The organism is Geodermatophilus sp. SYSU D00700, from assembly GCF_054050255.1.
The window spans coordinates 51,530-66,010 of sequence record NZ_JBJGZA010000006.1 but is presented as its reverse complement, the minus strand read 5'-3'; the positions used below and the strand labels follow the sequence as shown (position 1 = coordinate 66,010).

Annotated in this window: 11 protein-coding genes; 2 read left to right on the top strand and 9 right to left on the bottom strand. The window is 71.7% G+C overall.

Annotated elements, in window-relative coordinates:
* Positions 1-74 precede the first annotated feature (74 nt).
* The 4 genes from ACI79V_RS06915 to gmd are packed head-to-tail and all read right to left on the bottom strand — an operon-like array spanning position 75 to position 4,030.
* Positions 75-1,172 carry a mannose-1-phosphate guanylyltransferase gene (locus ACI79V_RS06915; protein ID WP_456887792.1) on the bottom strand — a complete coding sequence of 366 codons (1,098 nt, stop codon included), beginning with the start codon at positions 1,170-1,172 and terminating at the stop codon, positions 75-77.
* Entirely contained in the window at positions 1,169-2,062 is an 894-nt protein-coding gene (locus ACI79V_RS06910; protein ID WP_456887790.1) for a glycosyltransferase family 2 protein, read from the bottom strand. The genes ACI79V_RS06915 and ACI79V_RS06910 overlap by 4 nt, the downstream gene beginning before the upstream one ends.
* A 17-nt stretch (positions 2,063-2,079) precedes the next feature.
* On the bottom strand, positions 2,080-3,048 hold the full coding sequence (locus tag ACI79V_RS06905; RefSeq protein WP_456887787.1) for a GDP-mannose 4,6-dehydratase: 969 nt from the start codon (positions 3,046-3,048) through the stop codon (positions 2,080-2,082).
* Between the two features lies 1 nt (position 3,049).
* The gene (gene gmd, locus ACI79V_RS06900; RefSeq protein ID WP_456887786.1) at positions 3,050-4,030 is read right to left on the bottom strand and encodes a GDP-mannose 4,6-dehydratase; all 981 of its coding nucleotides are present in this window, start codon (positions 4,028-4,030) and stop codon (positions 3,050-3,052) included.
* Between the two features lie 188 nt (positions 4,031-4,218).
* Here gmd and glf point away from each other — a divergent pair, with 188 nt between their 5' ends.
* Complete coding sequence (gene glf, locus ACI79V_RS06895; protein WP_456887784.1) at positions 4,219-5,406, top strand: UDP-galactopyranose mutase; 1,188 nt, start codon at positions 4,219-4,221, stop codon at positions 5,404-5,406.
* A gap of 18 nt (positions 5,407-5,424) precedes the next feature.
* Positions 5,425-7,374, top strand: a complete 1,950-nt coding sequence (locus tag ACI79V_RS06890) for a glycosyltransferase (RefSeq protein ID WP_456887783.1) — start codon at positions 5,425-5,427, stop codon at positions 7,372-7,374.
* A 69-nt stretch (positions 7,375-7,443) separates the two neighbouring features.
* Here ACI79V_RS06890 and glfT1 read toward each other — a convergent pair whose 3' ends face one another.
* From glfT1 to ACI79V_RS06865, 5 genes are all read right to left on the bottom strand, one after another.
* Positions 7,444-8,358, bottom strand: coding sequence for a galactofuranosyltransferase GlfT1 (glfT1, locus tag ACI79V_RS06885; RefSeq protein WP_456887781.1), 915 nt, complete (start codon positions 8,356-8,358; stop codon positions 7,444-7,446).
* A complete protein-coding gene (gene wzt / locus ACI79V_RS06880) occupies positions 8,355-9,122 on the bottom strand; it encodes a galactan export ABC transporter ATP-binding subunit Wzt/RfbE (protein ID WP_456887779.1) in 768 nt (255 codons plus the stop codon). The genes glfT1 and wzt overlap by 4 nt, the downstream gene beginning before the upstream one ends.
* A complete protein-coding gene (gene wzm, locus ACI79V_RS06875; protein WP_456887777.1) occupies positions 9,119-9,976 on the bottom strand; it encodes a galactan export ABC transporter permease subunit Wzm/RfbD in 858 nt (285 codons plus the stop codon). Before wzm ends, wzt begins: the two co-directional genes overlap by 4 nt.
* Before the next feature lie 18 nt (positions 9,977-9,994).
* Positions 9,995-11,953, bottom strand: a complete 1,959-nt coding sequence (locus tag ACI79V_RS06870; RefSeq protein WP_456887775.1) for a DUF6541 family protein — start codon at positions 11,951-11,953, stop codon at positions 9,995-9,997.
* A 111-nt stretch (positions 11,954-12,064) separates the two neighbouring features.
* Positions 12,065-14,395 carry an N-acetylmuramoyl-L-alanine amidase gene (locus tag ACI79V_RS06865; RefSeq protein WP_456887773.1) on the bottom strand — a complete coding sequence of 777 codons (2,331 nt, stop codon included), beginning with the start codon at positions 14,393-14,395 and terminating at the stop codon, positions 12,065-12,067.
* Positions 14,396-14,481 lie beyond the last annotated feature (86 nt).

Sequence of the window (14,481 nt, the reverse complement as noted above, 5' to 3'; positions counted from 1 at the left end):
TGACGGAGGGGAACGGCCCTCCTGCGGGGTTCCGCTCCGAGCGAGAGCGAGGCGTGGGGCCAGGGGGTCCTCCATCAGCTGTAGCGGGGGCCGAAGCGCTCCTCGACGGCGGCCAGCAGCTGCTTGACCCGCTCGGCGTCGCCCACGGGGCAGACCATCGTGACGTCGGCGGTGGCCACGACGACGCTGTCGCGGACGCCGACCAGCGCCACCAGGTGCCCGGGGTCGTCGCTGAAGACGATGTTGCCGGCGCTGTCGAGGGTCACCGCCAGCCCGCCGACGGCGTCCTCCCCCACCCGCGGCAGCGTCTGTGCCAGTGCCGGCCAGGAGCCGACGTCGAGCCACTCGACGTCGAGGTCGGCGACCAGCACCCGGCCCGGCTCGGTGGCCGCGGGCTCGAGGACCGCGTAGTCGACGCTCGTCTTCGGCAGCGTCGGGAAGACCTCGGCGAGGACGGCGTCGCGGGCCGGCCCGGCCGGGGCGGCCACCACCCGCGCCAGGCCCTCCGCCGTCGCGGGCAGGTGGTCGGCGAGCGCGTCGAGCACGGTGCGCGCCCGCCAGACGAACATGCCCGAGTTCCACAGGTACTCCCCGGACGCGAGGTAGCCCTCCGCGGTGGCGCGGTCGGGCTTCTCCTTGAACGCCGCCGCCTCGGCGACCCCGGGCACCTCGGTGGCGGGGCCGCGGCGCACGTAGCCGAACCCGGTGGCCGGCGCGGTGGGCCGGATGCCGAGGGTGACCAGCGCCCGCGGACGGACGGCGAGGGCGTCGTAGGCGGTGCCCAGCGCGGCGGCGAACCGCTCGACCGGCCGGATGACGTGGTCGGCGCTGACCACGGCGAGCTCGGCGTCGGGGTCGGCCTCGGCCACCAGCGCGGCGGCCAGCCCGACGGCGTTGGCGGTGTCGCGGGCCACCGGCTCGAGCACCAGGCGGTCGGGCCGCAGCCGCGGCAGCGCCGCCCGCACCCCGTCGCCGTAGCGCGCGGCGGTGCACACCCAGATCCGCTCGGCCGGCAGCACGGTCTCCAGCCGGGCGAACGCCTCGGCCAGCAGGCTGTGCGCGCCCCCGTCGCGGTCCTGGACGACGTCGAGCAGCTGCTTGGGCCGGGCCGACCGGGACAGCGGCCACAGCCGTGTGCCCGACCCGCCGGCCATGATCACCGCGTGTCTCATGCACCTGCCTCTCGACTGCCGCGGCCGACATCGTCGGCCCGGCGCTGGAAACGCGCGCCTGCGGCCACCCGGCCACTGACGTAGGAGACGAGCATCCGGCCGCCGAGTCCGACCCGGAGCGCACCCCGGAGCGGCGCATTCCACCGGCCGGGGTACCGGCCGGCGAGATAGCGCAGCGCGCTGGTGTGGTGGACCCGCTGCATGCGGTGCGGCTCGCGCCGGGTGGCGTGCCCGCCCTCGTGCACCACGACGGCGCTGGGCGCGTACACGTGCAGGTACCCGGCACGACCGAGGCGCTCGCCGAGGTCGACGTCCTCGAAGTACATGAAGTAGCCGGGGTCGAAGCCGCCGACCGCCCGGAACGCCTCGAGGTCCACGAGGAAGCACGAGCCCGACAGCCACCCGGCGGTGCGCTCGCGCGGCGCTTCCCGCTCGCGGCGGTAGCGCGCCGTCCACGGGTTGCCCGGCCAGACCCAGCCGAGCAGCGCGTGCCCGGCGCCGGTCGACAGCCGGGGCAGGTCGCGGGCGGAGGGGTAGAGCTCACCCTCGGGCGTGCGGATCGCCGGGCCGACGGTGGCCGCCCGCGGCCAGCGGGCGGCGACGGCGAGCAGCTCGTCGACGGCGCCGGGCTCGAGGCGGACGTCGGGGTTGGCCACCAGCGCGTACCGACCGGGCGCCCCGGCCAGGCCCGCGTTGACCGCGGCGCCGTAGCCGACGTTGCCCCCGGTGCGCAGCAGCCGGACGTGCGGGTGCTCCGCCGTGACCCGCTCAGGGACGCCGTCGGTGGAGCCGTTGTCGGCCAGCACCACCTCGACCGGGCGAGTGGTGGCCCCGGCCAGTGAGGTGACGAACCCCTCCAGCGCCTCACCGGGCGAGTACGTCACCGCCACGACACGCAGGACGTCGTTCAGGACAGCTCCTCGACGTCGTGGCGGACCATCGTCGCCACCATCTCCTCGAAGTCGACGGTGGGCGCCCAGTCCAGGCGCTCGCGCAGCCGCGACGAGTCGCCGACCAGGACCTCGGCGTCCGCGGGCCGGACCAGGCCGGGATCGGACTCGACGAGCGGCGCCCAGTCGTCGATCCCCACCTCGGCGAAGGCGGCCGAGACCAGGTCCCGCAGGCTGTGTGCGCGCCCGGTCGCGACGACGTAGTCGTCGGCCTCCGCCGCCTGGACGGCCAGCAGCATGGCGACCGTGTAGTCCGGTGCCCAGCCCCAGTCCCGCCACACGTCGAGGTTGCCGAGCACGAGCCGGTCGGCCCGGCCGGCCGCGATGGCGGCGACCCCGCGGGTGATCTTGCGGGTGACGAAGCGCTCGGGACGCCGCGGGGACTCGTGGTTGAAAAGCACCAGCGAACTCGCGTGCACACCTCGGGCGCGGTAGATGCCGACCGCCTGGTGCGCCACGGCCTTGGCCGCGCCGTAGGGGTTGACCGGACGGACCGGCGAGTCCTCGGTCACCGGCGTCCCGGCGCCACCGGCGAAGACCTCCCCGCTCGAGGCCTGGACGAGCCGGACGAGCAGACCGTCCTCCTGCCGGCGGCGGAGGTGCTCGAGCAGGGCGAGGACCGCCCGGCCGTTGACGTCGAGGGTGCCCACCGGGTCCGACCAGCTCGCCGCCACGCTGGACACGCCGGCGAGGTTGAACACCCAGTCCGGGGCGACCTCGTCGACCAGCGCCGTCAGCGACGCCGGGTCGCGGAGGTCGGCCCGGTGCGCGCACAGGGCGTCGCCGAGCGCGGCCAGGTGCGGCGGCAGCGGTCCTCCGCCCTCACCCGTGACCGTGCCGTGCACCTGGTGCCCGGCGGCGACGAGCTGCTCGGCCAGGTAGCCCCCGTCCTGACCACTGACCCCGGTCACCAGCGCGACGGCCATCTCAGCCGGCCAGGGAGCGCTGCTCCGCGAGGTCGGACTCGACCATCATCTGGACCAGCTGCTCGAAGCCGACCTTCGGCTTCCAACCCAGCTTCTCCTCGGCCTTCGACGCATCCCCGATGAGGAGGTCCACCTCGGCGGGTCGGACGAAGGCGGGGTTGAGCTTGACGTAGGGCTCCCAGTCGTCGACCCCGACGGCGCGGAAGGCGACGTCGAGCAGCTCGCGGATGGAGTGCGTCTCGCCGGTGGCGACGACGTAGTCGTCGGGCTGGTCCTGCTGCAGCATCAGCCACATCGCCTCGACGTAGTCGCCGGCGAACCCCCAGTCCCGGCGCGCGTCCAGGTTGCCCAGCTGGAGGTCCTGCTGGAGGCCGAGGTGGATCCGGGCGACGGCCCGGGTGACCTTGCGGGTGACGAACTCGGGCCCGCGGCGCGGGGACTCGTGGTTGAACAGGATCCCCGATGAGGCGTGCATCCCGTAGGACTCGCGGTAGTTGATCGTCATGTAGTGGCCGAAGACCTTGGCCACGCCGTAGGGCGAGCGCGGCCAGAGCAGGGTGGTCTCGCGCTGGGGGACCTCCTGGACCTTGCCGAACATCTCCGAGCTGGACGCCTGGTAGAAGCGGATCCGGCCCGGGTCGTCGCCGCAGGAGAGCCGGACGGCCTCGAGCATGTTGAGCACGCCCTTGCCGGTGACGTCCGAGGTGAGGTGGGCGTTCTCCCACGAGTAGGCGACGAACGAGATCGCCCCCAGGTTGTAGACCTCGTCGGGCTGGGCGGCCTGGACGGCGCGCAGCAGGCTGGACAGGTCGGTGAGGTCCCCGAAGAGCAGCTCGAGCCCCGGGATCTGCCGGGCGATCTCCACCTTGGGGTTGTTCTGCCCGCGGACGAGGCCGTAGACCTCGTAGCCCTTGCCGAGCAAGAGCTCCGCCAGGTAGAGACCGTCCTGACCGGTCACCCCGGTGATCAACGCGCGCTTCATGAACTGCTCCTTGAGACGGTGGTTGCCCGCCGATGCTCGCACGGCCCCGTGGGGGCGGTGCCGGGGCGGCGCACCTGCAGGGGTCCCTGGTGACCCTGTGGCCCACGGGGCAGACGAGCGGACCGGACGGGTCCGGCACACCTCGGGCAGCGGGGCTCGAGCGGGCCGCGACGGTATCGTCGGGTCCCGTGACCTCAGCGAGACCTGACCTCGTGGTCGTCGGCTCCGGCTTCTTCGGTCTGACCGTCGCCGAGCGGGTGGCCAGCCAGCTGGACAAGCGCGTGCTCGTCCTCGACCGACGCGACCACGTCGGGGGCAACGCCTACTCCGAGCCCGAGCCCGAGACCGGCATCGAGATCCACCGGTACGGCGCCCACCTGTTCCACACGTCCAACGAGCGGGTCTGGCAGTACGTCAACCAGTTCACCGACTTCACGAAGTACCAGCACAAGGTCTACTCGATCTACCAGGGCAAGACCTACTCCCTGCCGATCAACCTGGCCACGATCTGCCAGTACTTCGACAAGAGCTTCTCCCCCTCCGAGGCCCGGGAGCTCGTCGCGGAGCAGGCCGGTGAGATCGACACCGCCGAGGCGCAGAACCTCGAGGAGAAGGCGATCTCCCTGATCGGCCGTCCCCTCTACGAGGCCTTCATCCGCGGCTACACCAAGAAGCAGTGGCAGACCGACCCCACCGAGCTGCCCGCCGCGGTCATCGCCCGCCTGCCGGTGCGCTACACGTTCGACAACCGGTACTTCAACGACACCTACGAGGGCCTGCCCGTCGGCGGCTACACCGCGTGGCTGCAGAAGATGGCCGACCACCCGAACATCGAGGTGCGGCTGTCGACGGACTACTTCGACGTCCGCGACGAGCTGCCCGCTGACGTGCCGACGGTCTTCACCGGCCCGATCGACAAGTACTTCGACTACGAGGCCGGCGAGCTCGGCTGGCGCACGCTGGACTTCGAGACCGAGGTCCTGCCGATCGGCGACTTCCAGGGCACCTCGGTCATGAACTACGCCGACGAGGACGTGCCCTTCACCCGGATCCACGAGTTCCGGCACTTCCACCCCGAGCGGGACTACCCGGCGGACAAGACCGTCGTCGTCCGGGAGTACTCGCGCTTCGCCGAGACCGGCGACGAGCCGTACTACCCGATCAACACCCCCGAGGACCGCGCCAAGCTCGAGCGCTACCGGGAGCTGGCCAAGAAGGAGGCCGCCGAGAAGCGTGTGCTCTTCGGTGGCCGGCTGGGCACGTACAAGTACCTGGACATGCACATGGCCATCGGGTCGGCGCTGAGCATGTTCGACAACCGCATCCGGCCCTTCTTCGACGAGGGCGGCTCGCTCGACGGCCGCCTCGATGACTGACAGCGAGGACTGACTCCCATGACGACGACGCAGTCCCCGGTCTCCCCGGAGCGGGTCAGCGAGCTCTCGGCCGAGGACCTGGCCTCGGGCAAGGCGGTCACACTCCTGCAGCGGGTGATCCTGCCCCGTCCCGGCGACCCGCTGAAGGTCCGGTCGCTGTACGTGGACGAGGACCGGACCAAGCGGGCCAAGTCGGCGTCCCGCGCGGACGCCACCGTGGCCGCGGGCAACGAGGTCTCCTTCGCCACCTACTTCAACGCCTTCCCCGCCAGTTACTGGCGGCGGTGGACGGTGCTCCGCGAGGTGGTCCTCGGCATGACCGTCTCCGGCCCTGGCCGCATCGACGTGTACCGGTCCAAGGCCGACGGCAGCGTCATCCACGTCACCGGCGTGACCACGACCGGCGACGACCGGCGCTTGGAGTTCGCCCTGGACCTGACCCCGTTCGAGGACGGCGGCTGGTACTGGTTCGACCTCACCGCCGACGACTCTCCGCTGACCATCCGCGACGCCGCCTGGTACTCCCCGCAGGCTCCGGAGCGTGAGGCCCGCCTGTCCATCGGCATCTGCACGTTCAACCGCCCGGACGACTGCGTGGCGGCGCTGCAGGCCCTCGCCGGTGATGATCACGTACGCGAGCAGATCTCCACCGTCATCGTCGCCGACCAGGGCAGCAAGAAGGTGCGCGACGCCGCCGGGTTCGCGACGGCCGAGTCCGATCTCGGCGGCCGGCTGATGCTGGTCGCGCAGGGCAACCTCGGGGGCAGCGGCGGCTTCTCGCGGACGATGTACGAGAGCCTGATCCACACCGACGCGACCCACCACCTGCTGCTCGACGACGACGTCCAGATCGAGCCCGACAGCATCGCCCGCGTCCTCGCCTTCGCGCGCTTCGCCAAGACCCCCATGCTCGTCGGCGGCCAGATGCTGGCGCTGCAGGACCGCTCCGTGCTGCACACCATGGGCGAGGTCGTGGCCCCGGACAAGTTCTTCTGGCGAGCGGCGCCCAACACCGAGTACGCGCACGACTTCGCGAGGGACAGCCTGCGGAGGTCGCCGTCGCTCCACCGCCGCATCGACGTCGACTACACCGGCTGGTGGATGTGCCTGATCCCGCGTGAGGCGCTGGAACGGCTCGGATTCGCACTGCCCGTCTTCATCAAGTGGGACGACGCCGAGTACGGCATCCGCGCGCGGGAGAACGGTTTCCCCGTAGCCACCCTCCCGGGCGTCGCGGTCTGGCACCTGTCGTGGAGCGACAAGGACGACACCGCCGGCTGGCAGGCGTACTTCCACACCCGCAACCGCCTGGTCGCCGCCGCGCTGCACAGCCAGTACAAGCACGGCGGCACGCTGCTGCGGGACACCTTCAAGTTCGACCTCAAGTTCCTGATCATGTTGCAGTACGCCACCGCGGCGTTGCACCACCGGGCGTACGACGACTTCCTCGCCGGACCCGAGCGCCTCTTCCCGCTGCTGCCGACCGCGTTGCCCACGGCCCTGCGGCACCAGGGCGACCACCCCGACGGGGTCGTGCTCCCCTCCTCTTCGGACCTGCCGCTGCCCTCGTTGGGCGCGGTGAAGGCGGAGAGGTTCATGAAGCCGCCGACGACGCCGCTCACCATCGGCCGCACGCTGCTGGCGGCGATGGCGCACAACCTGCGGAAGCCGAAGCCCGAGAGCCAGGACCGGCCGGAGCTCAACATCAGCGCCCAGGACGCCCGCTGGTTCCTCCTCTCCCGCCTCGACAGTGCGACCGTCGGCACGGCCGACGGTCGCGGCGTCACCTTCCGCCGCCGGGAGCCGCGGACCTTCTGGGAGATGCTGCGGCACTCCATCCGGGTACACGCCCGGCTCTACCGCGAGTTCCCCTCGTTGGCGAGGCAGTACCGCGCCCACCTCGGCGAGCTCACGTCACCCCAGAGCTGGGAAAAGGCCTTCACCAGCGGCGAGGCCACACAGCGCTGATACAGCGATCCGGGACGAGGGGCCCACACCGGCCGGTGTGGGCCCCTCTCGTCGTGGGTCCGGCCCCGGTCATGGGCGAGTGAGCTGCTCCCGGCGGCCCGCGCGGGTCAACCGGCGCCACTCCCTCCACCCCGCGCGGTCACGACGGGAGACGAGGAAGAACCACCCGAAGCGGATCGTCTCCAGCGGCCGTAGCCAGCGCATGCCCGGCTGCGACATGAGGTAGCCACGGTTGCGGTAGGTGAAGTAGCGCTTCACCTCGTCGGCCGGGTACTGGGCCGACAGCCGCCCACCGAGGATCGGAGCGAACTCCGTCGTCCCCTCGGGGTGCAGGTAGGCCGCCTGCGGGCAGGTGCCGAAGCGCAGGCCGGCGCGCAGCATCCGCCGGTGGATCTCGGTCTCGTCGCCGCGGAAGAACAGCCGGTGGTCCGGGACGCCGACGACGTCGAGCGCCTCGGCCCGGAACAGCGCCCCGTTGAACAAGGAGGCGTAGTTCGGCAGCAGGTCCAGCCCGTCGAAGTCGCTCCGGCGGCGGCGCCAGGTCAGCCCCCGGCGCAGCGGGAAGGCCAACCGGTCGGGGTCGGCCATGTCGGTGACCAGCGGGCTGACCTCAGCCAACCCGTGCCGCTCCGCGGCGGCCAGCAGCGTGGCGAGCACGGTGTCGTCGGCGGGCCGGCCGTCGTCGTCGGCGCACCAGATCCAGTCCGCACCCGTGGCGAGGGCGTGCAGCATGCCGTAGGCGAAGCCGCCGGCGCCACCCAGGTTGCGCTCACTGGGCAGGTGGGTGGCGGGCAGCCCGCTGGCCGCGACGACGTCGGCAGCCGACCGGTCCGGGCCGTTGTCCACGACGACGACGTGGTCGACGCGGCGGCTCTGCGCGGCGATCGCGGCCAGGCTCTCGGCGAGCAGCTCCCTGCGGTGCCGTGTCACGACGACGGCGACGACGCGCTCCGACGACCGGCCCCCGCCTGCCGACGACGTCACGCGGGCTGGCCCTTGTAGGCGCGCAGCACGTCGTCGATGTCGCCCTGTTGCCTGATCCGGCCGTGCTCCATCCAGATGGCCGTGTCGCACAGCTCGCGGAGGAACTCGTCGGAGTGCGACGCGAACACCAGCAGGCCCGAGCGGTCGACGAGCTCCACCAGCCGCCGCTTGGACTTCTCGAGGAAGGCGGCGTCGACCGCGCCGATCCCCTCGTCGAGCAGCAGGATCTCCGGGTCGATGCTGGTGACCACGCCGAGGGCCAGGCGTACCCGCATGCCGGTGGAGTACGTGCGCAGCGGCATGTGCAGGAAGTCGCCGAGCTCGGTGAAGTCGGCGATGTCGTCGACGCGCTCCTGCATCTGCTTGCGCGTCATGCCGAGGAACAACCCGCGGATCATGATGTTCTCGAAGCCGGAGATCTCCGGGTCCATGCCCACGCCGAGGTCGAACACCGGCGCCACCCGGCCACGGACCTCCGCGATCCCGCGCGTGGGCTCGTAGATGCCCGACAGGAGCCGCAGCAGCGTGGACTTGCCGGCGCCGTTGTGACCGACCAGCCCGACTCGGGCGCCGTGCTCGAGGTGCACGGTGATGTCCCGCAGCGCCTCGATGACCGGCACCTTGGCGCCGCTGTCGATGTTGCCGCCGACCAGACCCATGACGGTCTTCTTCAGCGACCGGCTCTTGGCGTCGAAGATCGGGAAGTCGACACAGGCGTCCTTGGTCGTGATGCCGATCGAATAGGAGATGTCGGACACGTTCACACCCAGTAGGAGACGCGGGACCGGTAGCGGCGCAGCACGAGCAGTGTCAGCGCCCAGCCGACCACCGTGATGGCGAGGACGACCACCCAGTACCGCAGCAGCTGGTCCTGGCCCAGCAGCGGACGACGGATGATCTCGAGGAAGTGCAGGAACGGGTTGAACTCGGCCAGCCGTGCCCGTTCGGCGATGTCCGGGTTGGGGCTGTTCACCAGCTCGTCGTAGATCCAGACGATCGGCGTCAGGAAGAACGCCAGTTGCACCACGCTCTGCGTGATCGGCAGGATGTCGCGGAACCGTGCGGTGATGATGCCGACGGCGAGGGCCACCCAGACGCCGTTGAGGGCCAGCACCGCGAACGCCGGGACGGCGTACACCGCCGTCCACTTCAACGGCTGGGGGAAGACCAGGAGCATGACCCCGTAGACGATCAGGTTGTGCAGGAAGAACAGGGTCTGCCGCCAGACCAGCCGGTAGACGTGCACCGACAGCGGAGACGGCAGGTGCTTGATCAGACCCTCGTTGGCGATGAAGACCTCTGAGCCCTCGGTGATGCAGCCGCTGATGAAGGCCCAGACGATGAAGCCGACGAGGACGTGCGGCAGCAGCCGCTCCAGCGGGATGTCGAACAGGCCCGAGTAGAGGATGCCGAGCGCGACGGCGGTGACCGCCATGCTGATGGTGATCCAGACCGGGCCGAGGACCGAACGCCGGTAGCGCTGCCGGATGTCCTGCCAGCCCAGGTGCCCCCAGAGCTGGCGCTGGCGCCAGCCGCCGGAGAGATCGGCGAACGCGCTGCGCCACGGCCGGGTGTTGGACGTGACGGGCGGCGGCGCCGCGGGTGCGTCGAGGCTCATGTCAGGACTCTCTGGTTCTCAGACCCGTCCGGGTCGGGTGAGGCGGTAGATGCTCGTCTGCCGATCGCTGTAGACCAGCTCCAGCCCATCGACCTGGTCGAGATCGGTGAGACCCGCCGCCCGCGTCTGGCCGACGGCGGTGAAGCCCTCACTGATCACCACCCAGCGCACGTCCAAGTCCTCGACGGCTGTCTGGACGGCCTCGTCGGTGTCCAACTGGTTGAACTCCCGGAACAATAGGAGCCGGTCCTCGCCGATGTCCTCGGGTCGGTAGGGCGGCGTGATCGGTGACCGGAACACCAGCGGCAGCTGGTAGTACGCGAAGGACCACGCCGACCCGTCGAAGGGGTCGTTGAGGACGGCTCCACCGTCGTGCAGATCCGCCAAGACGGCATAGCCCCTCTGCTCCTCCTCGGAGAAGGTGGGGCCGTCGGTGTAGCCGAGCGCCACCCGTTCCTGGTTGCGAGGGAAATAGGCGAGGACCACCACTCCCGCCACGACGACCAGGACCAGCACCGGGACGAGTCGCCGTCCTCGTCGTCCTGCGGCTCCCGGCAGTTGTGCGATGAGGTCTCGCAGCCCGTCCGCGGCCACCTGCACGCCGACGGCGGCCACGATCACCGCCGGGACCGCGAACAGCGCTGCGAAACGCCAGCGGTCGTTCCACCACAGCGAGGTCAGCGACTGCTGGAGCGGCTCGTCGTACGCGGCGGCCATGACGTACAGGGCGGCGAACAGTCCGGTGGCCACGAGCAGCGACCAGCCCCGCCAACCGCAGCGGGGGGCCGCCAGCACACCGACCAGCAGGAGTGCGGCCAACGCCCACTGGGGGTGGGCCGAGTCCTGATTGAAGGTCAGCAACTGGCCGATTGCCTGACCCGGCGAGGCAACCGCTGGCCAGTCCACACCGCCGAGGCCGCCGCTCTGTCCTGTCAGCGAGGACACCAGCGGGGCGGACACGAGGGTGAAGACAGCAGCCGCGAACAGGACCCAACCCGCGTGCTGCAGCCGCTCGCGAGGCCCGGGGAGCCGCCGGAGGCAGACGAGCATCTGGGGTAGGCCCAGGACCACGGCGAGGAGGAGGCAGCCAACGCCGGCGGCCGGCTGCGTGTGGACGACCCCCAGCAACCCCAGGGCCGCAGCCACCGCAGTAGCCGAGCTCCCGTGGCGCGCCAGGAGCAGGATGAGCGCTGCCGCTGAACCGATGGCGGCCACCGCTGTGCCGAACGGCCACAGCGGCCCCCAGAAGAACAGGTCGTAGGGGAAGGCGGTGACCACCGTGGCGAGCACGAGGGCAGCGGCACTGACGACGGGGCGGCCAAACAGGACCCAGGCGAGCAGCCCCGCCCCAGCGGCGAATACCCCCGGCAGCACGGCGAGAACTGCGTTGATCGCGACCGGCACCGACCCGGCACCGAGGTCGACCAGCAGTGCTGCGACACCGTGGAAGACGTCGGGGTAGTAGAACGCGTCGTTCTCCGGCTGGGCCAGGGGCGCGAGATCGGCGGGAGCGATGTCGCCGTGCTCGGCAATCCAGCGGACGGCATTGGCGTGGAACATCGCGTCCCAGTACTGCTGCGGTCGCTGCAGACCCTGGCTGGCCCGCACGACCAGGTACGCGGAGACCGCCGAGACCACCGCCCACAGCGCGAGGACGGCGGCGTGCCCCGACCACGGGCGCCACCGCGCCGCGCGGGTCCCCGTCCTGTCCGGCGCGTCCGTGACGCCCCGCCGCCACGGACGGCGAGCGGCGGTCAGGCCGATCAGGACGACCAGCAGAGCGAGGCCGACCGTCGTCGGCTCCCACCGCACCCCGGCGGCCCCGAAGACCACTGCGACGCAGGCGTACAGGCCCAACGACAGCGCCGGCGCCGCCCCCAGGGCGGACGCACCCCTCATGCCCAGGGCCGACGCAGCGATCGCTCCCGGCAAGAAGAGGAGGAGGCCAGCGGCGGCGACGGCGAGCCCGGCGCTCACTGGGCTCGGGAGGTCGACAGGGCACCGCGGGGCATGGGCCCAGGGTAGCCAGGGAGGTGCACGCCGACGCGGAGGCGGACGGACCGGTCACCCCCACCCGACACGCTCGTCTCAGCCGTACCAGACGCGCGACCCCTCCGCGGGCGTCCAGGTGATCCGCCCGTGCTCGAAGGTGCTCACGAAGCCACCCGGGACCGCCGTCTCGTCACTGGTCGGGTACCCGAGCCGGCTCTTCTCCGCGCCCAGGTCGCGGTACAGGGCGCCGATACCCCCGGCCACGTAGTGCGGTCCCGTGCGCGCGCTCCAGTAGACGACGCCGCCCTCGAACGACTGGACGATCCCGCGACCGTCCGCGAGGCCCCGTTCGTCGGTGAGGGGATAGCCCAACCGGCTGGCTTGCGCGCCCATGGCGGTGTACAGCCCGCCGATGCCCCCGGTGACCTGCATGCCCCCCGTGGCGGCTGTCCAGTAGACGGCCCCCCTCTGGAACCGCTGCCGGAAGCCGCGGTCGTCGCCGAGGTACTCCTCCCCGGCCACCGGGTAGGCCAGCCGCCCCGCGTCGGCGCCGAGACGCTGGTAGGCCAGCGCGATACCACCCGCCACGACCTGGCCACCGGTCCGCTCGGTCCAGTACACGTCACCCCCCTGGAACCGCTGGCGGAAGCCACCGGTCACGGCGAGGTGCTCCTCTCCGGACAGCGGGTACCCGAGTCGGCTCTGCTGCCCGCCGAGCCGGTCGTAGGACACCTTCATCCCACCGACGACCGCGGTGCTCGGTGTGTCGAGCGACCAGTAGACGTCGCCGCCCTCGAAGTGCTGGACGACGCCGCGCCCGCCGGGCAGCCCGATCTCCCCGCTGGTCGGGTAACCGAGCCGGCCGGCTTCCCAGCCGCTGCGGATCCAAAGCGCCCGGATGGCGTTGACGACCACCTGGGACCCGGTGGCCGGTGACCAGTAGATCGAGGCGTGGGGGAAGTGGTTGTAGACGCCGCCACCGCCAGGGACGACCAGCTCGTCGGTCGTCGGCAGGCCCAGCACCGGCGGGCCACCAGCCCCCAGGTAGGCGGCGAGGTTGCCGTTGACGAGAAAGTGCGTCCCGGTCTCCGCTGAGGAGTACATCCGACCTCGATCGAAGGGCTGCCAGCGGTACCCGCCGCCGTCCTGCTCCGGTCCGGTGGGCGCGCCCAGGGCGACCCGCACGCTCGCGTCGGCCAGGTAGCGGGAGCCGATGGCGGTGCCGGGGTCCACGGACGTACTCAGCGTGCGAGCCACCTTGGCGCGGATCTCGGGCAGCCTGGCGTACCCGTAGCGGCCCGGACAGGCGGTCGAGCCGACGTCGCGGTGGCCGAAGACCGTCGGCAGCGTCACCGGTGTCCCGGAGGCGTACCGGGCCGTCCCGCCTCCGCCGGAGATCAGGGTCGTGGTCCCGTCGGGGTCCACGCCGTACAGCGAGAACTTCCACGCGATGATCGCGGCCACCGCGTCGACCATCGGCTGGGTCGTCGCCACCGTGTCGTAGTTCCCGAGCATCGACACCCCGAAGGTGCCGCTGTTGAAGCCGCCCGCGTGGGCGCCGACGACCGTGCTGGCCAGACCGCCGGAACGGCCCTCCCACAACCGGCCGAACCTGTCGGCGACGACGTTGTAGCCGATGTCGCCCCAGCCCAGGCTGACGGTGTGGTAGCGGTAGATCGACCGCATCATCGCCGGCACCTGGTCGACCGTGTAGCCGTTCGCATCCGCGGTGTGGTGCAGCGTCGCGGCCTTGATCGTCGGGGCGTACTGAGGAGCCCACGTGCGGATGGACTCGTCGGCGCCCCACTGCGCGCGTGAGTAGACCGGGGGCATGGCCAGCGCCGCGTCGGCGGTGTCCTGGATGTCGGGCGTCTCCAGCGCGGCGTCGGCTGCACTCTCCCCGGGGTCGACCAGGTCGAGTCGGACGTCGGTCGGCGCCGCACCCGACCGGGTCACCAGCTCGACCTCGACACCGGTGCTGGGGCCGGTCCACAGCGGCGCGGTGCCGGCCCGGCGCGGCTCTCCATTCCCGACGGCGGGCTGTCCCGCGTCCTGACCAGCGTCCTCCGGACCGACCTGCGCCCACTCGCCCCAGGGCTCGTCGCCGCTGCGGACCCGGACCTGGACGGCGACGTCGACGACGGCCGGGTCCGGCGCCCAGGTGACGCCGACCAGGGAGAACTCGTCGGTCGACTCCCGGGTGACCGTGAGGACCGACGCGGTGTCCGGCACCCCACTCACGGGCTCGGTGGTCCCCTCCTGGACGTCGGCCTCCGGCGCGGGGTCCTCCACGGAGCCCAGCGGGACCTCCTCGACCGAGGTCTGGACCGGCTCGGCCCCCGGCTGGGGAGCCGCGTAGACGGGCAGGACCAGAAGGGTGCTGGTGACCGCTACGAAGGCGAGCAGTCCCGCGAACAGGCGACGCACGACAGGGAGCTCCAGGACTCGACGACTCGAGGGTTGTGCCAGGAGGTGCGACACCCGCACGACCCGGTCATCTCGTCATCGGCAGG